Here is a 26,518-nt window from a genome sequence, read left to right as displayed (position 1 = left end):
GAATATGAGTATCGACTACTTCGAGATTATTAAAGTGTGCGGCGAAAAATCTCTATCGCAACAAGATGTTGTTGCAATAGAAGAGCCATTAGAGATTCGCTTGGAATATGGCTCTCGCGGTGAGCGCGAAATCGAAAATATTGCTGTTACAATGCGTACCCCGGGAAATGACTTTGAACTAGCACTAGGATTTTTATTCTCTGAAGGTATTGTTCATAACTTTGAACAAATATACAGTATCTATCACTGTCCAAAGAATGAAGATAAAAATATTGTTTGCGTTAAACTAAAACAAGATACTACTATTAAAATCAAACGACGGAGTTTTTATATGACTTCAAGTTGCGGGGTTTGTGGAAAGTCTGCGATCGAACATATAAAAACTTCCAGCGCTTTTCTAGTCGACATTGAAAAATCTCCTTTGCACATAAACACTAATATCATCGCAGAACTACCCTTGAAAATGCAAAAAGCCCAAAAGAATTTCCAGCTTACCGGAGGAATTCACGCTACAGGCCTCTTTGATCCTAAAGCAAATCTACTTTATTTAAGAGAAGATATAGGAAGGCATAATGCTTTTGATAAACTTTTAGGGACTGCTTTTGCTAAAGGCCATTTGCCACTAGCAAATCATATTATTCTAACAAGTAGCCGTGCTAGCTTTGAATTATTACAAAAAAGTGCGATGGCCGGAATAGCAATATTTGTTGCAATTGGAGCTCCTTCAAGTTTAGCTATAAAATTTGCAAGAGATTGCGGCATTACTCTTATTGGCTTTGCTCGCAATAATAAGTTCAATATATACAGTAATGAATACCGCATTTCAAATTTACCTAAGTGACGACCTTCACAAATATAAAAAATGGACCAAAGGTCCATTTTTTTGACAACGTCTTAGGAATATTATTTTTAGCCACCTTTACTGTAACCATTGCAAACGACTTTTTTGTAATGAATAGATATTTTTATTTTTAGTAAACATTTTGCGCAAATGGTACTTTTTATTGTATTCTTCTACGTCAAGCGTACGATGAACAATATAATAAGTATTTAAATTCTGCTGTTGCTGCTGCACATTCTCATAACAACTCCATGAAGCAATAATTAACAAAATTGCCGCCGATAGGATTTGCCATTTCGTTAAAATAATTATATTTGCTTGTTTTGGAGTAATACATTTTTCTCTTAAATGCTTTTCTGGTACTGCTAGTTGCAATTTCAGCATTTCTTGCTCTAGTATTTTCCAATGGGGATCATTCATTGTTTGTTTCTCCCAAAAGATCTGACAATTTTTCCATTGCATATCTATAGCGACTGCTTGCCGTGTTTATCGGTATTTTTAGCGTATCAGCTATTTTTTGAAAAGTCAATTGTGCATAAATTTTTAAAAAGATAATTTCTCTTTGCTCTTGTGGAAGTTTCAGTAACGCTTCCTCTATACAAATTTTGCGAAGTGGATCTGTTGTTTTTGAAAAAATTTGGCAATCGACCGCAACATGTGCTGAGAATTTTTTATTTTTACGTATGTGAGTGTAAGATTCGTTACGCGCAGTAGTAAGAATATACGCTTTTGTATTAGTAATCGATTGTATATTTATCTTCCACAGCTTTACAAATACATTTTGTAATATGTCTTCAGCTTGATGTACATCACCAACGATTGTTTTTATATAACTCAAAACTAGAGCCCCTAATTCATCAAAAACACCTTGAACCCAAACCTCCTTATTAGTAACCACTTATTTCTCTTTTCGCAATGAAATGCCTATATCTTTTGTTCTTGTTGTGTAATCAAATCCAGAGACAGCCCCACCACCATCTTTCATGTCATTACCGACAGAATAAACTACACACTCGTCTAGATTCTTTTTATAAATCAAACTTTTACCAGTAAAGGGATCACTTGTACATACAGGAAATTCTTTTACTAAAAATTCTATATCTGTAGGAAATTGTTTGGTACGTAGTTCATGCAAGCGCAACTGAACTGAAGTAAAAACGCAGCGCGCTATTGCTAGTCGTGAAAAATTACTATGATTAACACTGCCTAAGGCAGGAAGAAACATGTTCGATATAAAATACCAATAACTAAGCCTCTCTTCTTTTGCTTTGCTTCGCAAAGAATAACGCACCGCTTTTTCTCCTCTTTTGTGTATCAAAACCATATGCATTATCTTTTCTAGTCCGCAAGCAACATCTTGTTTTAGAAGGCCACTTGGTACAAAAAACATTCCAGCAAAATACGGCACTTTTCGTTTTTGGTAAAGAGTCAATATACTACGTAAATACATTATTTCAGACTCTAACTTTAATGGCCTATATACACATTGTGCGCGCGAAATTTCTAAAAATTCATTGAGTATTTCCTTTGAGATTTTGTCATTCATAACCATCTTTATCGCTTTTAACGCTAGTCTCTCAATATTATTTCTTACAAGTTCAGAGATTAAAAGGGGTTCTAACTCTAACATCGCAGCTATTTTGAATATTTGCTTTAGGGTATTTAACGATTTTTTATCTTTGTTTGACTTTATCTCATATACAAATTTATATATTAATAGTTTAACTGTATTGTTTAAATAAGACAAATGCGACAAATTCATAGAATCAACATCCTCTAATAATTCCGGAAATTGTATCGGAATAATTTGCTGAGGGTAAGAAAGTCCTCGTTCTAGTATTTCAAATTCATTTTCTAAAGAGACAAGTGCTTGTTCAATTTTCTTTAATGTTTCTGCATCTTCAAGTGCTTGTCGATCGCTATCATATTTAGAAAATACTTGGGAAATTGGTTGATGGTAACTTGCAATAATCTTGCAAGACGCCAACACAAGTTCTCCGCCATTTTTGTTATACTCTATTTTTTTCTTGTACATTTCATTGCATTCTTCAGGATGTAGCATATAACCGTACATTTTGGCTTTTTCTAAAGCTGATAACAATTGACGGCTTCCTATAATATTCCATACATGGAAAATTGTGAATATAGAACAACTTAATATAGTAATTATATATTTGGTAGTAATAGGAATTTTTGAATTGAATTTTCGATCCAGAAAGCTATCACATGCATACATAACAATGACAACGGATACATTTACAGCAATAAAAATAGGAATCATATCTGCTGTAACCCCAAAAAGCACTATGCAAAAACAAATAGCTAAAATAGACAAGAGAATATAGAAAAAGCGTAGTAATTTTTTTTGCCAATGTTTTATTATGTAATACACAATCACCAAAAAGCTAACGACACCCATAAAAAATAACAAGCTCTCCCACTGAAAATTTCCGTTCAGGGATGTACTTCGTATAACATATACAGCTAACGAAGCTAAAATAATTGCGAAAAGTATTGTGGTGTAGATAAATTGATTTTTTTTATTCATAATTTTTTCCTTATAAACAGGCTCTAAGAAGTACCGATATTTACGAAAGTCAAATCTCGGCACCTCTCAAGTGGTGTTTCAATTAAGTTTTTACGAACTCACAAGTACGACGTTTTTGATATAGACTCAATAAACTTATATTTTTGTCTAATGAAAAAAATTTTATAGAAAAACTATTTTATACGTAGTTACTTGACTGTGCGCGAGCATCGTTTTATAATGAAAGACTAGGTGAGGATTTCCCCTCTTTATTTTTCAATAAATTTCTCCATTAAGCTCAGGATCGAATTATGAGTGAAGGCAGCAAAAAAGTTGGCATAGAAATTATTGGTCTCTCTGGTGTTTTGCAAGACTTGCAAAACAACAGACGAACAACAATTCTTTATGCATATTCTAATGACCACGACAAAGAAAAGTATATTTACTTTAACGAAGGTCTAATAAAACTCGTTACGTCACCAAACCGTTCAAGTGTACTTGCTGAAGGTTTACAAAGAGCCTTCTCTCAAGTTGATGATGAGACATTGTCTTCTGCTTTCCAGGAGCAGCTCTCAACAGGAAAAAGTCTTCCCGCTATATTGAGAGATATAGGAGCGGATGATAATTTCATTATCGAAATTTGCGGCTTTCAAATTAGTGAAGAAGTATACGAATTATTTCTATGGCCAGATTTGCAGATTGAATTAATAGATGAAATAGATAAAAAACAATTTCCTGCAGAACTTCTAGAACTTCCAATCGCAATAGAAGTTGACTTTCTGTTAATGGAGGCCGCAAGGCGCTCAGATGAGTGGAAAAAAATTACAGAAATATTGCCTTCAGGAAAAGATGTCGCTTACATTTCTGAAGATATATACGACGAGAATCTAACCGCAGAAATCATCCACATCCTTTCTTTACTGGATAGTGTTCATGACTTTAATGAGATTATTAAAGACTGTCGTATTTCGGAATTTCATGCTTGGGAAGTTTTTGCACAATTATATGATGCTGGTTACATAGCACTACGAACAGCTGAAGAATTAAAAGAGTTAGCTGCTCTTGATGAATTTAGTGATAATCTCTTTAAACGTATCAAACTTTATGAACGAGCAGAAGAGCTAGGCGATAATAGCATTGAAACAATTACATGGCTTGCTAAAGCTTATCAAGAAGGGGATTTAGTCAACAAAGCAGTACGAAAGTATAAGCAGCTAGGCGAACAATACGTTGAATTAGAACAATATGATGGTGCTATCAAAGCGTATAAGCAAGTACTTGATGTTTTTCAAGATGATCTAGATGCTCACGAAAAGTATATCGATGCATTGTTTAAAAAAGGTAATTTTCAAGATGGTGCAAAAGCATCTATTATTTATTCTAATAAGTTATCGATTATTAATAAACGCAAGGCAATTGCTGCTCTTGAAAACGCTTACCAACATAATCCTTTAAGTCCCGAAGTGCTCGAAAAAATGGCAAAATTATATTGTGATCTTGGAGAAACGGTAGACGCAATGTTTACTTATACTACAGTCGCTAACTTATATAAAAGCCGAGGACTCTACCAAGATACGATTGATGCCTATCACAAAATACTGGAGCTAGATTATGCAAATATCGAAGCTCGCATTAAACTAGCAGATACCTACTTGATTATGGGTCAGCACGACAAAGGGATCGCAGAGTACAAACACCTTGGAGATATTCTTACAGACGCAGGCTTTTCAGATAATCCTTTTACATATACATATTTAATTAATATTTGCGAAAAAATCATCGAATTTGAACCGACAAACCTCTCGGCACGAGAATGGTTAGCCGATACTTACATTTTTAAGAAAGAATTCGAGAAAGCCAAAGAAGTTCTTTTCGATCTACTTAGTTTTTTAGAAAACGCCAACAATCCAGAAGAATTGTTATCTATTCTTCAAAAATTAGTTGAAATCGAACCAGAAAATAGATCATACTTAAAAAAGCTAGCGCACATATATAAACGCTTAAACTTATTTGATGATGCAGCGCGCGATTTTATTCACGCAGGAGAAATTTGCCTAAACGACGCATCCAAACTAGAAATAGCAGGTAGATCCGACGAAGGACGTCGTCTACAAGAAGAAGCTCTAGAAGCATTTAATGAAGTACTTACAATGAATCCTTTTGATCTTGAAATTAGACAAAAAAGAGCTGAACTTCTTCACAAATTAAATCATGTTGAAAGCGCTATTGAAGAGTATAAACTGATTTGCCACATGACAAAAGCAGTAAACAACTATCACGATGCATTGACTGCTTTATTTCATATAGTTGAACTTGCTCCCGAGCACGATCCTTCGGCATTTTTAGATATGGCAAAACTTTGTGAACGTCAAAACAAAAACGATTTGGCTATTAACTTTTACAAAAAATATGCCATTTTTAATCTAGAAAAAGGTGATCTAGGAGAAGTTATGCAATCTTGCCGTCGTTTGTCTATTCTTGCTCCTGGTGATGAAGAAGTAAAAAAATGGCGCGATTTAGTTAGTTATGTAATGAAAGGATAAAAATGCGACAAGTAGGTATGCTCATTATTTTTATTTCTTGTATATATGCGCAAAAAAATAACATTATTAACCTAAAAGGAATTAATGTTAATCTAGAACAGAAAACTATTGAAATTGATGGTGTTGTGAATATGAACAAAGGGCTTGTAGAACTACTTGCTACTGCTCCAGGAGGAAAAGAGCACGAAAGTGTTCTTAAGCTACTTTGCAATCCATCTTTACTTCATACCGCTCTTTTGCTTTTGGGTTTAGAAACGGGCGGCGGAGGTAAAAAACAAGGTGATAATTCCCCTATTTTTGGTGGTGAAATGTACGTTTACGTTTCATGGAAAGAAAAAGATAAAAACAAAACATTTCGCGCTGAAAAACTAGTAAAAAATGCACGTACAAGAAAATCAATGGCTTCTTGCAAGTGGGTATTTACGGGCAGCCGCTTTCGAAAAGATCCAAGGAGTGGGAAGAGCATTTACATGGCAAATATTAGTGGTGTATTAATCGCAACATTTTACGACCCTGATGCTATTGTGAATAATCCTTTACCAGAGCGCGCTGACGATACTGTTTTTTATGCTAATAACGAAATACTTCCTAAAAAAGGAACAGCAATTAAAGTTACATTTTCTTTAAAACAGTTGTTAAAAAATGAATCTAAATAAATATGTAGAAATACGTTGTAAAAGCCTATTTTTACAACATTTCAACAAGAATCCGCCTATTGTTTTTGCTAAAAATTTTTTTCCTTTGGTACACCTACCAAAAAACACCTACGAAAGCCGCTTATCTAGTTTTGAGTTATCTCACAACAAGTGGCATCCCATAATGAACAATATCTTATTTGGCAACTACGTAGGAGAATTTTTACAAACAAAATTATACTTCTCCTCGATTCAAAATAACCCGATTAAAGAAATATCAAATCCAGATCTTGGAGCAACAATACTCACATTTGCACGATCTTCAACCTTCCCTCTCTTTAACCACAAACAACTATCTATTTATAAAAATGATATCAAAGTAGGCTACATAAACCTCGATATATATATTCGTCCGATACTCAGTAAGAAAGATATTTTTCACAAACCAGTAGTGCTATTCCCCTTTTCTGCAGATGAGATTGTTATCTATTATAGCGGTTTTTTAGCTAACTCTAAACAGTTATATTGTATGTCTACAACTAACGACTGGGATTCGCATATACTGCAAAAAATGCAACGCATTCGTAGTGGATGGACAACAATTATACAAAAAACAAATGGCGCAGAATACATTGAGTTAGCATTTACTAACGAAGAAGAAGTTTGGGACAACCAAAACGACAACAACTGGCTATTCCGCGAAAGTTCGTGGTGCTAAGAGAATTGTAAAACTTTACTATAAAATCTGTTTGAATTCCACAAATGAGACTCTGCCTGAATTATATCCCAAATAGCTCTTTTAAATCAGATCTTCTACTTTTTAGAACCATGTCATAGGGAGTAACATTTTCATTGTTTTTTATGGTTGGATCTGCTCCCGCATTTAGCAATATTTTTGCGATATTTTTCATTTTACCGTTTGAACTAGCCGCAATGTGAAGAAGAGTATTTCCTTTTGTATCTTTTAGATTGATTAGTTTTAAACGATGTTTTTTGCAAAAAGTTTCTAGTATAGTTTTTTCTCGTCGTTTCACTAAATCAAAAAGAATACCTGGATAGTTATCTATAGTATGTTGTAATAACCAATGATGTTGAAATTGATGTTTAAAAATATTGCGTCCTGTTTTACTTAAAGTGAAAGCATTTATTATGCCACGAATGTCTTCTTTAGAGGCAAATTCTCGGATAATTTGAGTTAAGTTTTTCATGTGAGGTAACGATGGTAGCAAAATAGGAATCATTTCCCATTGTTTATGTTTTACAACATTTACTAATATTTTTGACAAAGAAAAGTAAGAAAAACTAGTATCAGTTATGCGTTTTATAAGACGCATGGCTATTTTTTTAGACTCATCTTTTTGACAATTATCTGCTAGCAAAGCAAAGAGTAATCCATCGCAATCTTCCATTGGTATGCCTATGTTTGAAACAAACATCAGACAGGTTATTTGGTAACTGTATTCGTATAACTGTTCTAATGGATGCACATTTGCTTTGCTCATATCATTTATCAGGCAACAGACTGAAAGGTCCCTAGTATATGATCTCTGTTCTAATAAAGAAGCTCCAGCTTGTATAGTCAGCCAAATAATTTTATTTGCTAGATCAAGATCCTGCTGTTTTGTAAAAGAAGGAAAGTATCTTATCGCTTCTGCTATATTAAAACCTCTTGACGCATCCTTATTTAATTTTTCTGCACTAGCTCCCATATTTACTAGCTCTTGCAAACTTCCAAAGATTCTAGTTGCGATGTTGAATTGTTCTTTTCGACCCCAAAAAAATCTTTCTAAATTCTCAAATTCATTTTTAAACGCCATGTCTAACCGCTCTGTGTCGGTTAAGGAAAGCTGTGATCTTATATTCTTCCAACGTTTTTGAAAAGATTCAAGTATCAAATAAATCCTTGTGTTTTCACTCTGTATCTCCTGCCATAGGTATACAGGAAATGGCTTTTGCTTAGAATTCATATTTTATTTTACCTGGCAATAACAATTTGTTAGTCGTATTTAGCGGCTGGTAATAATAGCTCTATTTTTCCCCATTGCTCGCTCCTTCGTCCATAACGCCTCATCGCTGATTTCCTTTGATAAAGTTGTCTTTATTCAAAGAAACGAAGGTAAAATAATTTCTTCACGTCTAAGAGGTAGGAAATTTTTAATACCATGTTTAGATGCTAATTTGGTGTGTTTATCATCAACAATAAGTGGATGCCCAACCACAGCATCTAAAGTTGCTCGTGAAATTAGCATTCGTGCTTCTTCAGGAGACAACCCACATGCAATTAGATAAAGCCAAATAATATTTGGCGAACGATTTTGTCCTGCTACACAGTGCACATAGATTTTAGCTTGCGAATTCTCTAAAAAATCATGCATTGTTTCTAAACAATCAATTACTAAACCATTAGGTATTTTTTTTAGATCTTCTATTGGCAACCAAGCTGTTTCAATCGTTTCTTTGAATTTCCCTTCATATTCACAGACATTGAGAATATGGGTGATATTATTTTGTTTTAATATCTCATGTTTATCTTCTTCAGGATAAGGCCCCACTGAAATACAGTTTGTTATCCAAAAAATATCGCTTTTCATACACTCTAAAAAAGCTTGTTTGGGAATAGGAGAAATTTGCGGTGTTGATTCTTCCATGAATAACTTCCTCAACTCTTAAAGCAAAAAACTCTAGCAGATTTGATAATCATCCACTAGAGCCGAGATTACTTATTCTTCAGGTCTTGCAACTTTGTACATCTCGCGAGCAATGCGCTTGCTTAAGTCATTCTCATATATATTAAAATGATCTCCGCCTTCTATATATTCTATAACTGCATCACTTTTCAATTCCTTTAATACTTTTTCAAGCAACAACACAGCCTCGTTAAGATAAAAAGTATCTTTGGTGCCTACGATAATACGTATCTTGCCTTGTAACTTAGGACCCAGTTCTTGCCAATTATTTTGTAGTGTCCGCGCAATGTCGTATTTCTCCCATGCTTTTTGTACAACAGGATCAATGATACCTGTTTCACGGCAAAAGATAGGCATTGGTTGACCATCGCGCCCTTTAGGACTAAACACAGCTTCAAAAGAGGCAAATTGCCCTCCAAAACTACCAAAAGCCCTTTCCTGAACTACAAACTGCTCAATAGACATAACTTCACGCCCTTGAAAGCGCACTAAGGTATATGGTTCTCCTTTGTCATTGGCATACATATTTTGTGGTGGGTACAATGTCAAATTCGGTCCGGTAAAGTGGCGAAAATCTACAGGATCAGGTGCGGTGGACCAAACTCCGCCAAAAAATTCAGGGTGGGTAATCATTATCCATAATGTTGACCATCCTCCTGAAGAATGACCAGTTAAAAATCTTCCTTTGGGTTTAGTATCCATACGAAATTTCTGCTCAAGATGAGGAATAAACTCTTTTACTAAAGCTGTTCCCCAGGGTCCGTTATTTGCTGAATCGGCAAATACATGATGTCCAAGAGAACAATTGCCATTGAGATAGACATATATCATTTCTGGGCGAGTGCCCTGCCGCATTTCGCTATTTAAGGTATGCATATGTCTAATTGCATGTGTGTGACTTCCGCCAAATCCGTGAACATCGTATACTGTAGGATACGATTTGTCACCTTTTTTGTAGTTAGGAGGAAGAAGTACACTTGCTTGCATCTTGATACTACGTCCCCAAAAATTAGAAAGCTTCGAGCTTTCAAACTCAACAACATGTACATTTTCAGGAAGTGATGGCTTTTTTTTAGGAACAACTTTACTAAGAGTAAGAGATATTTTTTGTGTAGGAATCTCAATAGGAACAACATCACTATATAAATCTCCGCCATCCATATCAAAATGATAGCCAAAATCCCAATCGCGATCTAACACGGCCATTACCTGATATTTGCCAGCAGGTAATGCTGAAATTTTTTCGGGAGAAGCAGTAGCGTTACTGTGAAAATCGAAGGTACGTTCTTGCCCAAGATGGTTTGCATCAGTGGATGCCACATAAACAGCTTTGGGGTTCATGAAATTTGGATGTATAATCTGTAAACGACGAGAAGAATTAGTTATTAGAATAAGTAATTTTCCAGAATATGTTTGATTTTCTTTTGTCAAAGAAGAATCAACGCCCACTTGAAAAGATACATTTTCACTAAAAATAATGACCGTTTGTAATAAAATAAAAACAAAGACTAATGCTTTTTTCATGTTTATTCTCTTTTCTATCTAGATAACCACATTTCCATTGTCTTAGTAACCGTTTCTGAAGCATCTTGCTGAACAAAATGCCCTGCTTCAGGTACAGTCACAAGTGTTAAATCTTTTTCAAGCCACAGCCAAGTATCATTGAGCGCACCTGGAAGCAAAGCCCAATCTTTTAAACCATGAATCATAAGCACTGAACACTTGACCTTAGGAAATGTAGGTGACTCATATGGTTCTCGTGGATAGTTTGCTTTGTAATAGTTTGCCATTGCTTCAAAACTCGATCTCTTAAAAGCCTCTGTATATATCTCTTTTTCTTTAGAATCTTTAATCCATGAAGTAATTCGTTCCATAGTCAAGACCTTTGCTCCTTGCTCTTGCAATTGTCGTGCATATTCGCTATTTTTATGTTGCTTAGGATTATTCTTTAATTCGCGAATAATTCCTTTTAGGTGCGGTAAATTACATATAATAAGTTTCTCTACCATTTGAGGATAATACATCGCTAAACTCCATGAGATAGAACCTCCCCAATCATGACCAATAATAATAGCTTTTTCTTGCTTTTCGTTGTGAATCACCGCAACAATATCGCTCAGAAGAGTAGGCATTTTATATTTGTCAATGCCTTGCGGAGCATCACTTTTATTAAATCCACGCAAATCCACGGCAACAACCCGGTGTTTTTTTGACAAAGCTTGCATTTGATCACGCCATGTGTACCAAAAGTCAGGGAAACCATGAATCATAACAACAAGTGGACCTTCCCCAAGAGAAACATAGTGAATTTTTACACCGTCGTTGTCAACATAATGATGCTGAACTTGGTCGCGAATATCTTTCGCTTGCGTTTGTTGCGACCAGCCACAAGCGATAAGTAATGTCAATAAAAAAGATAAACGTAGCATTATACGCTCCTGAAAAAAAACGAAATAAAAATAAAACGCATTGGGGCGTGTCATCATTCAAAATATTGTGTGTTTTTTCGAGCCCGAGCCCGTTTGCGAGCCCGTTTCCGAAACTTTCACTAACAATTTATCAAAGAAGCAAAGTTTCTTTTTCCATCGCAAAAAACTAGTATTGAACCAATAAATCACTTTCTGTCGCTCTCAAAAAGTTTTCGGGCGCGGGCTCACAAACGGGCTCGGACTCAATACTACTGGCGTATCATTAAATGAATCCGTTATATTTTTATCTGTATTGAATGATGACAGGCCCTGATATTTTAAACCACAAGATCCAGATTAATCCCACTGAGTATTAACTCTATTATTACATCCCCAACAAAACCCACAATCAAAGTTATCGAGATCATCAAGACTATTGATAAACTGCATCAAGCAGCTTCCTTCTCCTTTGCAATGTCCTAAACCAAAAGTATGCCCGTATTCATGAAGTATAATTTTAAATAACCGACTGCGAAATATTTGTGGGTTTTTCTTGTTATCACCAAGACGTGCTAGTGATACAGTCATCACTCCATTTGTTAATGAGGCTAACCCAAATAAAAATCTAAACTGCGGAATTGTAATATCTTCATCAACAATTCCTATTAAACGAAAATATTTTCCACGTCGTGGAATCAGGAAATCCTTGATAGTAGTCGCATTGTATTGTTTACGTTCTTGTAAAAAAGCTTTTTCTGGAATCACTATGGGTGATAGTATCTCTACTTTTATACCATAAAGTTCCTTAAAAAATATTTGTAAATCAGTAATGTCAGATTTTTGGGTTTTACCCATAGGCAAAATAGCAATGGTTTTGTTAACAAATTCGTGGTTATGCATTCTTGCAATTACCGGTACTTCACAAATATTTACAGTGCGATAATACCAAAAATAATAAGCGGCAAAACCTATTAAAGCTGTACTAAAAATAATAATAATTCTATATTTTCTAGACATTTTTATCCTCGGGATAAAGAGAAACAGCAACAATAAGAGCAAAAGCAACTGCTGTAAGTGGAACAACAGGTAAAAATCCTCCGCACCAACTTTTAGGTATTATACCGACAAGATAACAAATAAATAAAGATTCCGTTGCAATTATTGATAATATACAAGCCCTTGCCGTTGTTCTCTTCCAATAAAAAGCACAAAAAACTGTTGGAAATAAAATCGAGAGGCCAGTAAAAGCTTCACGAACTATATAAAAAATAGTTCCAGGCGGATGATAAGCAATAGCAAGCCCAACAATAGCAAGAATAACAACAAGTAACTTTCCTAAGAAAACTTGCTCTTTGAGAGAAGCTTCAGGTTTAAAGAATACTAAATAAATATCACGTGTGATCATCGAGCTAAGAGCCAGTAATTGCGAGTCAAGTGTCGACATAAATGCCGCAACAGCACCTAAAAGAATAGCGGTAGACAACCACGATGGAAAATACTCTGCGTTTAGCATTTGCGGCAATATATTGTCTGAACCAGCTTTATCAAGACCAGGAAAATCAATGTGCCCCCAAACTCCTATTGCAACAGGACATATAAATAAAATAGCTGTAACTATTGGATAAAGAGTCGCTGATGTTTTAAGTGACTTAGGAGAACGACAAATAAAAAACCTCATAAACATCTGTGGGAACATTGGAACACTAAGTATAAATAACAGCGAAAAACTAAACCAGATCTTTGGAGTAAAGTAACCATTTTTTCCAGCACGAGAAAATAACTGCGGATCTAAGTTATACGCCTTGCGATTAGCTTCACCAATCCCTCCAAAGTGGTTTGCGATAACAAGCATTGCAGTTATAATACAAGCAAACATGACAATACCTTGAAAGACATCCGTCCACGCAACGCTACGCATTCCTCCCCAAAAAACATAAAATACAATAAAAAAAGTTAAAAGAACTGCACCCAAAAAATAAGGAATTTGCCCACCACTAATCACGTGTAGTATTTTACCAGCACCAATAGGTTGAATAGCAATATAAGGCAAAGTGAATATTATCATTACACTCAAAAAAACAAAACGCAGCAGCTTACTACCGAGTAACTCTCCCATCATTTCAGGAGGAGTAATAAAATTGTTTTTGCTGCTAATTTTCCATGTTTTATGACCAATAAAATAAAAAGCAAAAGCAACGATTGCTGTAGAAAATGACATCATAGCATAATAACTATAGCCAATACGATAACCTGCGCCCGCAAAACCCAAAAAGAAAAAAGCGCTGAAATTGGTAGCAATGAGCGTAAAGAACATAGCAACAGCGCCCACGGTTCTTCCCGCAAGAAAATAGTCTTGTGGGGTATCTTGCGCTGCACGATGTCCATAAACACTAATTAACAAGGTTCCTATTATATAAACTGCGATAATTACAAACGCCGCGATCATTTATCTTCCTGCCAAATTTTGATTGAGAACGCTCCTATTGCCAATGCCAAAAACAATTGCAATACAAAAAAGTACACCACCACTTTTGGAAAACCTAAGATTTGTAAATTTGCCTGCGATGAAAAATTCCAGTAGTCTTGCGACAAAACAATGATGGTCACAAAAACAAGTATCCATTTCATAAAGCTCTCCTGTTTATTAATTACGACGTTTTAGAAGGTGAAAACCTCAATCCAAGATAACCACCAACAACTGCCATCACTGGAAATGCAAAAAGAAAAGAAAAAAATGAGCCCAGTCAGAAGAATCCTTCTCGCCTCCATTTATATAATAGATAATAGGAATAGATATTACTACCAGTATAGTAATAGCAATAAGCATAGATATTATATCAGCAACAACTAGCCGCTTTTTTGGCTCGCTAGTTCTACTCGGCTTTGTGTTATTTTGATTTACTTCTATTTCTTGTATTTTCTTTTGTAATATTGCTACTGTATCCTTAAGCTCTTGCAAGTCTGTTTCATATTGCAACATCTTTTCGTTTAAATCCATCCATCAATCATTCGTCTTAATAAAAGTAAAATACACAATAAAAAAAGCGTTGATAAAATAATTCATCAACGCTTTTCTATACAGATAAGTAAGTAAACAGATTACTTTAAGTTTATTTACTTTACAAATTTAATTGTTTTTAACTTCTTAATACCTTGTTCGTTTGCATAAAGGTCACGTGTACCTGTTAAACGAATTTTTTTCCCTGATGCATCAGGATTTAAATTTGGATTAAATTCATCGCGATATTGCGAAGGAAGTTGTACAACAAGAGTACTCTTGCCGTCAGCAACCGCAAGTCCATAAGAACCATTGAATCCACCAGAAATAGTACCTTCTAGTGTAACTACGTTTCCTTTTTTAACTTGCAACGCTTGGGTTACAGTTAGAACACTTGGGTCTGGATCGGGATCGGGATCTGGATCGGGATCTGGATCGCTTCCATCCCATATTTGTTTTACAAATTCTGGATGATCAATAAATGGATTGCGATTTCCTTGAAGCTCATATACACGTTCGTTACGACGTCTTTCAAAATAGTCAACCGGATCTTCTTCGTGCCACTTAAGTAGTGTCGAAAGTTTACCGTGGAAACCTTTTTTAGTGTCCGCCATTATAATATCAGTGACTTTTAAATCAGGAACACCGTCAGAACCTTCATAACGAGTTGCCATATAAAAAATAATACGCGCCGTGTCACCTTTAACAGCTTTACGTGGTTCCCAAGAATCGCTATCAGAACGACATTCTGTTATTCCATCATTGTCTTGATGAATTTCACCACCATTATCAAAATCTAAATGACCACGTTTGCTATTTACTGAAACATCTGTTGGACGAATATGATGCAAATCTGTTCCTGCAGGTTGTGATGTTCCAAATTGCCCGCGCGATTTAGCCCATGTGTGCTCGCGATTCCACTGCGAAACACCACCTCCGTGATTACTACTTGGACGTGACCAACCGGTATAGAATAGAATTACATTTTTTGAATTAGACGGATCAGCATCTGTGTACGAAAGATGGTTCCACAGTTGACCGTAAGAATACGATTTGTGACCACGAATAATTTGGTTGAGTTTTGACTGTAAAACCTTTCCCTTTAACCCTTGTGTTCCTTCATAATAATCTCCCTGACCCCAAATAGGAAGCAATGAAAAAACAACAAATAGGCATAAATATTTTTTCATAATCTCTGACCTTTGTAAGTAAACATTAATATAGTAAGTACATCAATTTTTGTGTACTAGGCAAGCTCTGCTAAAAATATTTTCCACTTCAATTCCTGTTGCGAAATTATAACTACACCACTTCACCGCAAAACAAACATTTTTAGCAGAGCTTACCTAATTTAATTATAGCACACTTTTGGCGATCATCAATGAGTTTTACACATTAAGTAGTCACTTCTCAACATCAATCCACAGTTCTTTACTTCTAAGTAATTGTGGTGGAATATCTAAGAAAGGATATTCTATTTTAGCAAGATGTAGTCCTTGAGGATAAGCAATGGTTGTGAATTGGCTACTTTTGTTGGTCAGAAAATAATCTTCAAATTCGGCTAAAGATAGTTCCTTTTTAGCTACAGCAAGAATACGCACCACAATGATACGAATCATGCTACGTAAAAAACGATTTGCACTTATAGTAAAACGAATGCGATTTTGTTGTTCATTTACCTCTAATTGAGAGTGATACACACTACAAAAAGTGTGGTTGTGTTTTTGAGGAGATTTGCAAAAAGTAGCGTAATCACTATATTTAGTAAGGATTTCACACGCTTGAGCTGCAAGGTCCAAATGTAAATTTTTCCCTAAATACAAAGAGCTCACGCGACTTAAAAATGGGTCTTTTGTCGTATGAATATAATATTGGTATGTTCGACAAGTCGCGCTAAGTTGGGCATGTGCTTTTTGTGCTACAGGAAAAATATCAAAAACAACTATATCATCGGGCAAAACTTTATTTAAACGATATATTAAATCGTAATTCCAATTTTCAGAGAGATCACTGTGAAAAAAATATTGATCAGCATGAACAAGAGCGTCCGTACGTCCACATCCCATACAAACAACATAGCGTCCAAAAATTTTTCTTAGTGACTGTTCTATAACTTCTTGAACAGTAATAGATTTAGGTTGGCGCTGCCAGCCACGATAATTTGCACCACAATACCCAATATGAAAAAAATACCTCAATCTAATTCCTAATCTAAACGGAAAGTAATATCTTAAAGATACTACCGTGATTTACTTTACTTTGAACAAATATTCGACCGCGATGCGCTTGGACAATTGCCTTAACTAAAGCTAAACCTAAGCCAGAACCAGACAGAGATCGCGAAGTATCTGAGCGATAAAAACGATTAAAAATAAGTCGTAAATCTTTATTAGGAATACCCATACCAGTGTCTTTAATAAAAAGGCCTACGTGACACTCTTCTTTAATAATACCAACCGTTACTTTACCTGTCGAGGTATATTTTATAGCATTGTCAACCAAATTTACAATAGCACGGCGTAGCTTTTTTATATCACCAGTTATGTATATTTTTTCGTTTATATTTTGATAAGACAATTCGATATTTTTATGCTGTGCTATAGGCTCAAAAATCTCGACAACTTCATCGAGAAGATCATTGATCACAAATTTTTCTTTCTTGATCGATATTTTAGCTTCCGCTTCAGAGATATCTAGTAGAGTATTCAACCAATGAAGTAAGCGTTTACTTTCTGAAACACAGTCATGTAAAACTTCACAATATTCTGCGCGGGAACGTTCCTGCATAAGTGCAACCTCTGAACATCCTTGTATTCTTGTAATAGGAGTACGAATATCGTGAGCAAGGTTATCGCACATCTCTTTTATATTGCATACAAGACTGTCAATGCGTTCGAGCATTTTATTCAAAGTAATAGCAAGAACTCCAAGTTCATCTTTAGGGTTTTTGACAGGTATTTTTTGATTGAGATTATCAACGGCTATTTTGTGAGCAGTAATTGTCATATCGCGAATAGGCTTCAAAGTATTGCGCATCATCAAAAACCCAAGAATCCAAAAAATGGCAAGGAGGCAAGGGAAAATATAAGCAAAAGAGCTCAGTAACCGGTTGAGAAATGCACTGCTGTTACGCAAGGAGTAAACAACATGAAGTATTTTACCATCTTCGTATGGAAAATATATAATCCGTAATGGATGCTGACCTTGGGCAATGTAAAGCGTTTCAATAAAAAAACTATTACCAATGTTATGGTAAACTGACTCAACAACTTCATTCCATATTCCGCGATCTGTTGCAGCAATCACATTGTTCTTTGGATCTTTCAAGCAATAAAATACTTGATAAGCCCCCAAAGCCTTCGTTCCTTCATTCATTTTCGATAGAGTTTTTTCTAAAGAATTTGAATCCTTAGACATCTCATGCAACTGTTTTGCTTCTTGGATAAGCCACTGATCTTCAATATTACCAATGTACTGTGCTACAAAAAAATAAATAACCGCAAAAGCACACGATAAAAATACCGCAAATACTAAAGTGTAAAGAACAGCACTGCGAAACGCGATGGAACGAAATATACTATTCTTTGATGACATAACCAACACCCCTTATTGTATGAATCATTTTGTGATCGAATTGCTTGTCTATTTTATCGCGTAAACGACACATATGTACGTCAACCACATTGGTTGTCGGATCAAATTGAAAATTCCATACATGCTCCATAAGCATCGTTCTCGTTACAACCTGACCATTGTGTTTCATCATATACTCTAAAATGTCAAATTCTTTTGGTTTTAGGTCTATTATTTTTTCATCTCTAGTAACAGTATATGATAAGCGATCCAAGTATAAATTTCCTATCTGTAAACTATGACTATTAACATTACTTGTTCCACGGCGCAACAGTGCGCGAATCCGAGCTAAGAGTTCTGTAAAAGCAAATGGTTTTACTAAGTAATCATCACTGCCTTTTTGCAACCCAAGTACACGTTCCTCTACAGAGCGTTTAGCACTTAATATCATAATAGGTGTTGTTACTTGTTGCTGTCGTAAAGTTTCAATAAGACTTAATCCATCTTTTTTGGGTAACATCAAGTCGACAATCATAACGTCATAAGGCTCAAGTAGTGCCATGTGTAAACCTTCCTCACCATCTGCGGCATGGTCTACAGCAAAACCACTTTCCTCAAGTCCTTTTTTAACAAAAGATACTATTTTTTGATCATCTTCTATGAGCAAGATACGCATATTTTCTCCCACATGTAGTCTTCACGGCCACATCAATGATAATTTTGTAGATTGATTATTAACTTCTTGTATGGTAACTTAGATAAAGCTAAGTACTTAACGTATTTACTAAATTTTAAGTACATCGTAAAAATACTTGTTGTTTAAGATATTATAACAAACATAAACTATTTCTTTAATATTTAGAGTAATGTTTAATCTCTATTTAATGTTTATTTAATGTTGTATTTGTATAATAGCATTATGAACTTAGAACTAACATTCTTTACTGGATTAGTTAAAATAGCGATTTTAAGCCATCAAGAGCATACAAAGTGGTAAAAAAATCTCAAAATTAAAAATCAAATTTAAATACAATCTACTCTAAATTTTAACAATGGAGTTATAAATGAAAAAACTAACCTTTGTTGCAATTGCTACTATATCAGTAGTTGTTTCATCTGCAATTCTCTCTATTATTTCCCCAAAAGAAATACAAGCTTCTAGTCACCGCGAAGCTCCTTTTATGACAACTGTACCAAAACTAGACATCACTGACTTTTACATGTTCCAATCTTATGACGATGACAACATTGCAGAGGCAGATGTTAACCTACGTAGAACAACTCTTATCATGAACTTTCATCCTCTACAAGATGCCTTTGGTGGTCCAAACTACTTCTTCGCTGATGAAAATGCACGCTATAGAATCAACATTGATAACGATGGTGATGGTAGAGAAGATATTATTTTTGAAATTGATTTTGATTTCAAAAACGACAACTTCCGCGATCTTGCCCTAAACACAGGTGCGCAAGACACAGAAATCCCACTTATCGCTTTACCACTGAGTTTAGACGGTGTTGAAGAAGAAGCAGATGCACAGCAAAACATAGTAGAATCGTACACACTAACCATAATAAAAAATGGTGTCCGCGAAAGAGCCATCAATGTTAACAACTCGACAGCTAACTCTAATTTTGCAGGCACAGAAACATTTGTGAAACCATTAGATAATATTGGGGACACAACAATAAATGATTACGATGCTTATGCACAACAGCATGTATATGACTTTGCTGCACTTAACATTGCAGGTAAAGTATTTGTAGGTCAGAGAAATGATCCTTTTATAGTAAACTTAGGACAGGCTTTCGATGGCTTAACAATCAACGCAGGTAGCGAAGTAGATGCAATTGCAGCAAAAAACATTACTTCTTTTTGCATAGAGGTACCAAACTCCTTTCTAGCACTAGATGATGATGCAGCAACCAATAACGTATTTGCTGGATGGGCCACTACCAGAGCACGCGGAAAAACAAATGTTCTTCTCAACGTTGGATCTAATAATTTGCAAAATAACGGATTGCCAGAGGGTGGAACTATTTTCAAACAAGTGTCTCGCCTTGGCATGCCTCTTGTGAATGAACTTGTAATTGGTCTACGATTCAAAGACCGCTTCAACAATAGTTTCCCACGAAATGATTCTCAATTTGCTGGATTTGTTGTAAACTCTAGTTTAGCAGCTATTATGAACGTTGTAAACCTAAACGGAATCATCGATGTAGCGCCGACAGAAAATCGCGGCGATTTAGTTGCTATTTTTGCACAGGGTGTAGATTTCAACGCTGTCGGAATACCTGTCAACAATGTTTTTGGTCCAGGTGTAGCCGAATATCAAAGACTAGACGTAAACACAACACCTGTTGCTCTTGATGCACAAGAGCCACTTGGTTTAGCTATCGCTATTTTAGGTGCAGATCCAGATGGTGACCTATCTGGTTTTCCAAATGGGCGTAGACCGCTAGATGATACCGTTGATATTGGATTAAAAGTAATCGCAGGTGTTTTTGCTGAGGCCTTAACAGGCGGTGCTGTTATAGGTGACGCAGATGCTGTTAATGCTACAGATGGTGCAGGAGACACTAATGCCAACGGAGCAAATCTCCAAAGCGAAGGTTTAGACGACCCTCTAGGAAACGGTGTCGTTGAATTCCCATTCCTAGGTTCTCCGGTTCCTGGTGATGATACTGACGCTTAATAAATAGTTGGTACTGTAATTATCAAAAAATAACACGCTTTATATTTTAAGTAGGTACCTGTAAAGGTATCTACTTTTTCTATTTGTAGAGGAGTAAAGTATGAGGTATAGTTTTATTGCTATAGTTTTGCTTTGGGGAAGCGTTACTTTATTTTCCCAAAACCAAATAGAGGAATTACAGAAACATTTAAAGAGTTCTGATATTTTTATAAAAAACAGAGCTTTAAACGTTTCTGTTTCTTTGTACAACGAAGCGCTTCCTCTTCTGCCTCAATTAATTGAGATTTTGAGCCAAAACAATAATCAAAATTCTTATTTAGCAATCCAGGCAATAGGTAACATTGGAAAAAAAGCAAAAAGTGCAATACCACACTTAATAAAATCAATCGAAAAGTCAACAGACTTTTTTCTGCGTTATCACGCAATCGTAGCTTTAGGTATGATAAGAGACCTTTCTGCTAAAGAATGTATAGTAAAAGCTATCAAAGATAAAAATCCACATATTCGTTCCTCTGCGATTATAGCTCTCAACAACATTAATCCACCAAATTTCTTACAAATAATCAAACTGCTAGCAAAAGATAAGCAAATTCCTGTCCAAAAAGCCATTTTGCAGAGTTTGGTACACCGCAAACAAACACCAGAGACCACAGAAATATTGCTTACTGGTATTCAACATTCGGATAATGTTGTCCAATTTCATGCAACGCAAATTTTACAAATAACATCGCTAAATGCGGAAAAAATTATACCAATTTATTTAAATTTATTGAATAGTAGAAACCCCAAAATCGTAATAAACGTTCTTGTAGATTTTAGAAACGCCAAACAACTAGCAATCAAGACATTACCTACGATTTTAAAATTATTAAAAAAGAAAAATCTAAGCGTTTATGTGCGAAACGCTATCGCTAAAATAGGAATCCCGAACCCTTCTGATATAGAAAAGCTGTTAAGCAGCCCAAATGCCTATGAAAGACAGCAAACTGTCATTTTGATTTCTCAACTAAAGCAAACTCCAAATTATTTACAAAAAATCGTAAAAATGGGTGTAGAAGATGCGAATAAATTGGTACGTAATGTATGTGTAAATGCCTTGAGAATGATAAAAAGCGTACCTGATCAACTAAAAAACTATATTGCAATTTCTATCCCTCAGAGCGCTGATGCTATCCTAATGGTTGGAGAGCTTCAATTGGCAGAACTAGTGCCTTTGTTACAACAAGAACTAAAAACAGACAGTAATTCTAAAAAAGAAATATACAAAGCTGTTGGTAAATTAATCAAAGTAAATCATGACTTAGTGAGTATATTGGTAGAGGGTTTGCAAGACAAAAAATTCCAAAAAACTATCATGCATAGCATTGGTAACTTAAAAGAAAAAGGAGCACCAGCAGTTACAAAACTAACGCAAATAGCACAAATCGATAACGAAAATTTTACTTTGGCCATTATTACCCTTGGTAAAATTGGTACAAAAGCTGCACCAGCGCTTCCCCAAATAAACGAGGTATTTCAAAAAAGTAAAGTATACATTCATAAGTACTATTGTTTAAATGCAATGAAAAAAATTGGAGATGCAGCAACACCGTATTTTATTAATGGTTTAAAATCTTCACAAGCAGTAATTAGAACACTAAGCACAAACGGACTACTACACATGACTACAAATCAAAAAGTTATAATCGCATTAGAAGATATGCTAAAAAAAGAGCAAAACAAAACCGCCAAACGCAAAGCGCGGCAAGTTCACAAGCAATTAAAAAAACGTTTAAAAAATAACAAATAGGGCGTGTCATCATTCAAAATATTGTGTGTTTTTTCGAGCCCGAGCCCGTTTGCGAAACTTTCACTAGCGGTTTATCAAAGAAGCAAAGTTTCTTTTTCCATCGCAAAAAACTAGTATTGAACCAATAAATCACTTTCTGTCGCTCTCAAAAAGTTTTCGGGCGCGGGCTCGGGCTCAATACTACTGGCGTATCATTAAATGAATCCGTTATATTTTTATCTGTATTGAATGATGACACGCCCTAATCTCATTTTTTAGAACAATATCTTAAAAATCTTAGCGTAATATTTATTACTCACCATAGTACGCATGTAAAACTTTGTTTTGTGGTGCCTTCGTTGTCTTTCCTACCTTCATTTTAGATTGACATAACATTTAGCTCTATGTTATAATATTTGAAAATTCCACAATTTCTCAAACCAAACCTGATCCAGTTAGGTGTATTCATGTTTACCATATTATGTCCTAGTTGCAAAACAAGTAATCAAGCACAAGATCATCAAAAGTCCATTACATGTGAATCTTGTAAGACTAAAGTTCCTCTTGAAAGCCCAGAAACCTATTCTCCTAGACTCCTCATTATTCAAGGAGCAAATAAAGGAAAAGAGTTTGTCATTGGTAATGAAAATTCTATTGGGCGAGGGAACCAAAATACTATTAAGATAATGGAACCAAAAGCATCGCGTCAACACGCGACTATAACATTTTTAGATGGCTGTTATCGCGTCGCCGATTTACACAGCGGTAATGGTACATTTGTAAATGGCGCAGCAATTGCTTCTGTCGAAGTAAATGACAAAGATTTAATTCGCATAGGTGATGCCACCTTAATGTTTCGCAACCAATATAGCTATAGTCCGATAAACACAGAAGGCAATGAAGCTCCTAAAGCTGTTTTGGGACAAAAATCTGCATATGAACTTACAAAAGCAGAATTAAATTACAATACTCAACATTCGTTTATGATGTCGCAAGAGAATTTTAACTCTATTATCGAAGTTGAGAAGGCAAACAAGAAACTGCGCATTATCTATGAAGTAAATAATGCCATTGGTTCTATTTTACCATTAGAAGAAGTATTGTCACTCATTCTCGATACAGTTTTTCAGTACATCCCTGCGCAGCGTGGGGCTATTTTGATGTACAATGAGAAAGATGATCCACCGCTACAAACAGCGGTAACCAAAGTTGCTAATTCAGAAGAACAAAAAACTATTCATATTTCTAACACGCTAATGGATCGTGTAATTAAAGAACGTAAATCTGTTCTTACTATGGATACGATGCTTGATGAAAATCTAAAAACAGCAGCAAGTGTAATGGGACAAATTCGTTCAGCAATGAGTGTACCTCTAATAACGAGAGACAAACTCTTAGGTGTGCTACATATCGACACCAGCAAGAAGTCTTCTTCATTCAATGAAGACACTCTGGAACTTTTAACTGGAATTGTTGGACAAGCGGCTATTGCAATTGAAAATGCCAAATTAATAAAGGATATCGAAAGAGAAACCGAAACACGAGGACATATCCAACGTTACCTTTCTCCTGATTTAGTTGAACGCGTGGTCAATGGTCAAATTGACCTTGACATGGGAGGGAAAGTAAAGAAAGCAACCATCTTGTTTACTGACTTGCGCGGATTTACTTCCATGACTGAAAATATTGGCGCAGAAGCAGTTGTTTCTATTTTGAATGATTATTTCACACGTATGGTTGACATTATATTTGGTCGCAAAGGAACACTTGATAAATTCATGGGCGACGCAATCATGGGAATTTGGGGTTTACCTATTTTTCACCAGGAAGATCCAGGACTCGCAGTACAAGCCGCTATAGAAATGCAAAATGAACTCTTTTATTTTAATATGTCGCAACGCAAAACGGGAAAAAGCACTCTAAAAATGGGGGCTGGTATTAATACTGGTGATGTGGTTGTTGGAAACATGGGTTCTCCAAAACGTATGGAGTATACAGTTATTGGTCCCGATGTTAACTTGGCATCGCGCGTGGAACATTTAACTTCACGCAACCATGTTTTGATTTCTGAAAATACTTACAGTGAAACCAAAGATATTGTTAAATGTGTAGAATTAGAACCGACAAAAGTTAAAGGTATAGACCAACCCATTCGCATTTTCGGGGTTGTTGGGATTGAGATGGATGATTTCTTGTGTAAATTTATTCCTGTTTTAGTAAATAATCCTGACGGAGAAGGAAAGTTAGAAGGTCTTATTGATATTTTTAATTTGAATAACTGGGTACTACATATGGAACCGTGCGATAGTATAGATGAGAATTCTGAATTACAAATTTCAATAGACATGCCTAAAATTATTCCCGATTCGCTTATCACTTTAAAAGTAAATCAATGCGTTTTTGAAAAACACAATGATCGCGATGAATATATTGAGATTTGCGGTGAAGTAGTAAGTTTGCCTGAAGATGTAAAACAATTTTTTGAAGATGTCCTTGGAATGAACGATGAGAAATAAAACCAAAATTATCGTTGGTTGCGTGGTCTGGGGAATTTGTACTTGCATATTTATTACTATGTGGATTTTAATTCCTCAGGACCGCTGGGATAACTCGCGTCTTTGGATACAACAACAACAGCAAAAACATTTTTCATTGCCACTTAAACTTAAAGTCGTTTTCGATGATTGGATAGCACTTCGTGCAGGGGACAAGATTTATACTCTCACTAATAACATTCGCCATGAAATCGGAGCAGTTTACGCAAAAAATTACAGTGAGGACTCTCATTCCTGGAATCTTTATGTACATATTTACGAAGAACACAAAGAAAAGATAGGTGCTGATAGTAAGTTTTATTTAGAAAAAGAACCAGGAACTCCAGCATGGGTTGTCAATAAATTATTACCAGAGGAACGTAGAAAAGAATTGCAAAATGTTCTTGATGAATATTTGCGTATTCACACTGAAAGTATCCAGCAACAATTACTTCCTATATTTACTGAAGTAGCTCAGGAATCTTATACTCTTTTACAAAAAAACTTTTCCGCTATTATGGAAAAAAATAAAGAGGAACTGTTAAAAAAATTAAAAGACGCAGAAAAAAAACATATAAGCAAAGAACTACAGACATTGTGGGACGACATTATATGGCCAATTATTCTGGAAGAAAGTGATCCGGTAATAGCACCCATTGTTCAAAAATTATGGGGGAAATTTCCGAAAGCCAAAATTGTTATGTTATGGATCTATCAATCTCTTCCAGGGACAGACAACGACCACGTACAGAAAAAAATAGAAGCATATTTACAAGATAAAGCGATTCCTGTTGTTGAAGAGCACAAAGAAGAGCTAGCAGAACTTATGGTAACTATAACCAATCGCGTAAGTAAAGATGATAAAGTCAAGGCAAGTTTTTTCAAGATGTTCAAAAATATCTTTTCTGACGAAGAACTACTAAAAATAGTAAAACACACTGTTATAGAACTATACAAAATAAATCGCGACACCTTTACTGAAAAGCTAAAAAAGAAATGGAATGATCCACAAGTACGTAACTCTCTCGCCGATTTATCAGAAAACTTTGAACCCTATTTAATCAAAATGATCAATCATATTCTTATAAACGAACAACGCGAAATTCGTCCAGAACTTGCACAAGTACTTCGCCGACAAATTCTTTATAAAGATAAGAATTTTTTGATTGTAACAACTAGTAATAAACCAAGAAATGCTGTTTCAGAATTTCGCGGTTCCAATAATTGATCTGCGAAGTTTAGTGAGCACATCCAAATATCCAGCCTAAAGTTTCCAATCTTAGGGATGTGAAAAATAATTGACCTAAT

The 26,518-nt window shown here is 35.3% G+C and carries 23 protein-coding genes; 8 read left to right on the top strand and 15 right to left on the bottom strand.

Features of this window, described 5'->3' with window-relative positions; all coding sequences use genetic code 11:
- Positions 1–4: 4 nt before the first annotated feature.
- A complete protein-coding gene (gene fdhD, locus UABHE_RS34235) occupies positions 5–841 on the top strand; it encodes a formate dehydrogenase accessory sulfurtransferase FdhD (RefSeq protein ID WP_372367995.1) in 837 nt (278 codons plus the stop codon).
- A gap of 78 nt (positions 842–919) precedes the next feature.
- Here the strand turns inward: fdhD and UABHE_RS34230 are convergent, their stop codons facing one another.
- From UABHE_RS34230 to UABHE_RS34220, 3 genes are read right to left on the bottom strand one after another with little or no spacing between them, the layout of a single operon-like run.
- The gene (locus tag UABHE_RS34230; protein WP_372367994.1) at positions 920–1,261 is read right to left on the bottom strand and encodes a hypothetical protein; all 342 of its coding nucleotides are present in this window, start codon (positions 1,259–1,261) and stop codon (positions 920–922) included.
- Positions 1,254–1,739 (bottom strand): RNA polymerase sigma factor, encoded by a 486-nt coding sequence (locus tag UABHE_RS34225; protein ID WP_372367993.1) that lies wholly within the window; start codon positions 1,737–1,739, stop codon positions 1,254–1,256. Before UABHE_RS34225 ends, UABHE_RS34230 begins: the two co-directional genes overlap by 8 nt.
- The gene (locus tag UABHE_RS34220; protein WP_372367992.1) at positions 1,740–3,389 is read right to left on the bottom strand and encodes a hypothetical protein; all 1,650 of its coding nucleotides are present in this window, start codon (positions 3,387–3,389) and stop codon (positions 1,740–1,742) included.
- A 290-nt stretch (positions 3,390–3,679) separates the two neighbouring features.
- Here UABHE_RS34220 and UABHE_RS34215 point away from each other — a divergent pair, with 290 nt between their 5' ends.
- The 3 genes from UABHE_RS34215 to UABHE_RS34205 are packed head-to-tail and all read left to right on the top strand — an operon-like array spanning position 3,680 to position 7,264.
- Positions 3,680–5,911, top strand: a complete 2,232-nt coding sequence (locus UABHE_RS34215; protein WP_372367991.1) for a tetratricopeptide repeat protein — start codon at positions 3,680–3,682, stop codon at positions 5,909–5,911.
- Positions 5,912–5,913: 2 nt separating this feature from the next.
- A complete protein-coding gene (locus UABHE_RS34210) occupies positions 5,914–6,567 on the top strand; it encodes a YdjY domain-containing protein (RefSeq protein ID WP_372367990.1) in 654 nt (217 codons plus the stop codon).
- Complete coding sequence (locus UABHE_RS34205) at positions 6,554–7,264, top strand: hypothetical protein (RefSeq protein WP_372367989.1); 711 nt, start codon at positions 6,554–6,556, stop codon at positions 7,262–7,264. The genes UABHE_RS34210 and UABHE_RS34205 overlap by 14 nt, the downstream gene beginning before the upstream one ends.
- 61 nt (positions 7,265–7,325) lie before the next feature.
- On the opposite strand, the gene UABHE_RS34200 is transcribed toward UABHE_RS34205, so the two are convergent.
- The 12 genes from UABHE_RS34200 to UABHE_RS34145 form a co-directional block, all read right to left on the bottom strand.
- On the bottom strand, positions 7,326–8,513 hold the full coding sequence (locus UABHE_RS34200; protein WP_372367988.1) for a hypothetical protein: 1,188 nt from the start codon (positions 8,511–8,513) through the stop codon (positions 7,326–7,328).
- Between the two features lie 135 nt (positions 8,514–8,648).
- Positions 8,649–9,194 carry a dual specificity protein phosphatase family protein gene (locus UABHE_RS34195; protein WP_372367987.1) on the bottom strand — a complete coding sequence of 182 codons (546 nt, stop codon included), beginning with the start codon at positions 9,192–9,194 and terminating at the stop codon, positions 8,649–8,651.
- A gap of 72 nt (positions 9,195–9,266) precedes the next feature.
- Positions 9,267–10,757, bottom strand: coding sequence for an alpha/beta hydrolase (locus UABHE_RS34190; protein WP_372367986.1), 1,491 nt, complete (start codon positions 10,755–10,757; stop codon positions 9,267–9,269).
- Positions 10,758–10,771: 14 nt separating this feature from the next.
- Entirely contained in the window at positions 10,772–11,662 is an 891-nt protein-coding gene (locus tag UABHE_RS34185; RefSeq protein WP_372367985.1) for an alpha/beta fold hydrolase, read from the bottom strand.
- 336 nt (positions 11,663–11,998) lie between these two features.
- Complete coding sequence (locus UABHE_RS34180) at positions 11,999–12,658, bottom strand: hypothetical protein (protein WP_372367984.1); 660 nt, start codon at positions 12,656–12,658, stop codon at positions 11,999–12,001.
- Complete coding sequence (locus UABHE_RS34175; protein ID WP_372367983.1) at positions 12,651–14,087, bottom strand: sodium:solute symporter family protein; 1,437 nt, start codon at positions 14,085–14,087, stop codon at positions 12,651–12,653. Before UABHE_RS34175 ends, UABHE_RS34180 begins: the two co-directional genes overlap by 8 nt.
- Positions 14,084–14,269 carry a hypothetical protein gene (locus tag UABHE_RS34170; protein ID WP_372367981.1) on the bottom strand — a complete coding sequence of 62 codons (186 nt, stop codon included), beginning with the start codon at positions 14,267–14,269 and terminating at the stop codon, positions 14,084–14,086. The genes UABHE_RS34175 and UABHE_RS34170 overlap by 4 nt, the downstream gene beginning before the upstream one ends.
- A gap of 76 nt (positions 14,270–14,345) precedes the next feature.
- Positions 14,346–14,639, bottom strand: coding sequence for a hypothetical protein (locus tag UABHE_RS34165; protein WP_372367980.1), 294 nt, complete (start codon positions 14,637–14,639; stop codon positions 14,346–14,348).
- Positions 14,640–14,755: 116 nt separating this feature from the next.
- Positions 14,756–15,829: an endonuclease gene (locus tag UABHE_RS34160; protein ID WP_372367979.1), complete on the bottom strand. Its 1,074-nt coding sequence runs from the start codon at positions 15,827–15,829 to the stop codon at positions 14,756–14,758.
- Positions 15,830–16,042: 213 nt separating this feature from the next.
- Positions 16,043–16,837, bottom strand: coding sequence for a tRNA pseudouridine(38-40) synthase TruA (truA, locus tag UABHE_RS34155; RefSeq protein ID WP_372367978.1), 795 nt, complete (start codon positions 16,835–16,837; stop codon positions 16,043–16,045).
- A gap of 13 nt (positions 16,838–16,850) precedes the next feature.
- Complete coding sequence (locus tag UABHE_RS34150; RefSeq protein ID WP_372367977.1) at positions 16,851–18,233, bottom strand: sensor histidine kinase; 1,383 nt, start codon at positions 18,231–18,233, stop codon at positions 16,851–16,853.
- The gene (locus UABHE_RS34145; RefSeq protein ID WP_372367976.1) at positions 18,217–18,888 is read right to left on the bottom strand and encodes a winged helix-turn-helix domain-containing protein; all 672 of its coding nucleotides are present in this window, start codon (positions 18,886–18,888) and stop codon (positions 18,217–18,219) included. The genes UABHE_RS34150 and UABHE_RS34145 overlap by 17 nt, the downstream gene beginning before the upstream one ends.
- A gap of 388 nt (positions 18,889–19,276) precedes the next feature.
- Here UABHE_RS34145 and UABHE_RS34140 point away from each other — a divergent pair, with 388 nt between their 5' ends.
- From UABHE_RS34140 to UABHE_RS34125, 4 genes are all read left to right on the top strand, one after another.
- The gene (locus UABHE_RS34140; RefSeq protein WP_372367975.1) at positions 19,277–20,908 is read left to right on the top strand and encodes a DUF4331 domain-containing protein; all 1,632 of its coding nucleotides are present in this window, start codon (positions 19,277–19,279) and stop codon (positions 20,906–20,908) included.
- Between the two features lie 100 nt (positions 20,909–21,008).
- Complete coding sequence (locus UABHE_RS34135; RefSeq protein ID WP_372367974.1) at positions 21,009–22,697, top strand: HEAT repeat domain-containing protein; 1,689 nt, start codon at positions 21,009–21,011, stop codon at positions 22,695–22,697.
- 446 nt (positions 22,698–23,143) lie between these two features.
- Positions 23,144–25,192 (top strand): adenylate/guanylate cyclase domain-containing protein, encoded by a 2,049-nt coding sequence (locus UABHE_RS34130; protein ID WP_372367972.1) that lies wholly within the window; start codon positions 23,144–23,146, stop codon positions 25,190–25,192.
- Entirely contained in the window at positions 25,182–26,438 is a 1,257-nt protein-coding gene (locus tag UABHE_RS34125) for a hypothetical protein (RefSeq protein WP_372367971.1), read from the top strand. Before UABHE_RS34130 ends, UABHE_RS34125 begins: the two co-directional genes overlap by 11 nt.
- Positions 26,439–26,518 lie beyond the last annotated feature (80 nt).

It is taken from the genome of Candidatus Uabimicrobium helgolandensis (assembly GCF_041508025.1).
Taxonomy (GTDB): Bacteria; Planctomycetota; Uabimicrobiia; order Uabimicrobiales; family Uabimicrobiaceae; genus Uabimicrobium; species Uabimicrobium helgolandensis.
This window is presented reverse-complemented; position numbering and strand designations above follow the sequence as displayed.

Coding starts and splice junctions, on each gene's coding strand:
- fdhD (WP_372367995.1), top strand. CDS start 5: ATGAGTATCGACTACTTCGAGATTATTAAAGTGTGCGGCGAAAAATCT.
- UABHE_RS34230 (WP_372367994.1), bottom strand. CDS start 1,261: ATGAATGATCCCCATTGGAAAATACTAGAGCAAGAAATGCTGAAATTG.
- UABHE_RS34220 (WP_372367992.1), bottom strand. CDS start 3,389: ATGAATAAAAAAAATCAATTTATCTACACCACAATACTTTTCGCAATT.
- UABHE_RS34215 (WP_372367991.1), top strand. CDS start 3,680: ATGAGTGAAGGCAGCAAAAAAGTTGGCATAGAAATTATTGGTCTCTCT.
- UABHE_RS34210 (WP_372367990.1), top strand. CDS start 5,914: ATGCGACAAGTAGGTATGCTCATTATTTTTATTTCTTGTATATATGCG.
- UABHE_RS34205 (WP_372367989.1), top strand. CDS start 6,554: ATGAATCTAAATAAATATGTAGAAATACGTTGTAAAAGCCTATTTTTA.
- UABHE_RS34200 (WP_372367988.1), bottom strand. CDS start 8,513: ATGAATTCTAAGCAAAAGCCATTTCCTGTATACCTATGGCAGGAGATA.
- UABHE_RS34195 (WP_372367987.1), bottom strand. CDS start 9,194: ATGGAAGAATCAACACCGCAAATTTCTCCTATTCCCAAACAAGCTTTT.
- UABHE_RS34190 (WP_372367986.1), bottom strand. CDS start 10,757: ATGAAAAAAGCATTAGTCTTTGTTTTTATTTTATTACAAACGGTCATT.
- UABHE_RS34185 (WP_372367985.1), bottom strand. CDS start 11,662: ATGCTACGTTTATCTTTTTTATTGACATTACTTATCGCTTGTGGCTGG.
- UABHE_RS34180 (WP_372367984.1), bottom strand. CDS start 12,658: ATGTCTAGAAAATATAGAATTATTATTATTTTTAGTACAGCTTTAATA.
- UABHE_RS34175 (WP_372367983.1), bottom strand. CDS start 14,087: ATGATCGCGGCGTTTGTAATTATCGCAGTTTATATAATAGGAACCTTG.
- UABHE_RS34170 (WP_372367981.1), bottom strand. CDS start 14,269: ATGAAATGGATACTTGTTTTTGTGACCATCATTGTTTTGTCGCAAGAC.
- UABHE_RS34165 (WP_372367980.1), bottom strand. CDS start 14,639: ATGGATTTAAACGAAAAGATGTTGCAATATGAAACAGACTTGCAAGAG.
- UABHE_RS34160 (WP_372367979.1), bottom strand. CDS start 15,829: ATGAAAAAATATTTATGCCTATTTGTTGTTTTTTCATTGCTTCCTATT.
- UABHE_RS34150 (WP_372367977.1), bottom strand. CDS start 18,233: ATGTCATCAAAGAATAGTATATTTCGTTCCATCGCGTTTCGCAGTGCT.
- UABHE_RS34145 (WP_372367976.1), bottom strand. CDS start 18,888: ATGCGTATCTTGCTCATAGAAGATGATCAAAAAATAGTATCTTTTGTT.
- UABHE_RS34140 (WP_372367975.1), top strand. CDS start 19,277: ATGAAAAAACTAACCTTTGTTGCAATTGCTACTATATCAGTAGTTGTT.
- UABHE_RS34135 (WP_372367974.1), top strand. CDS start 21,009: ATGAGGTATAGTTTTATTGCTATAGTTTTGCTTTGGGGAAGCGTTACT.
- UABHE_RS34130 (WP_372367972.1), top strand. CDS start 23,144: ATGTTTACCATATTATGTCCTAGTTGCAAAACAAGTAATCAAGCACAA.
- UABHE_RS34125 (WP_372367971.1), top strand. CDS start 25,182: ATGAGAAATAAAACCAAAATTATCGTTGGTTGCGTGGTCTGGGGAATT.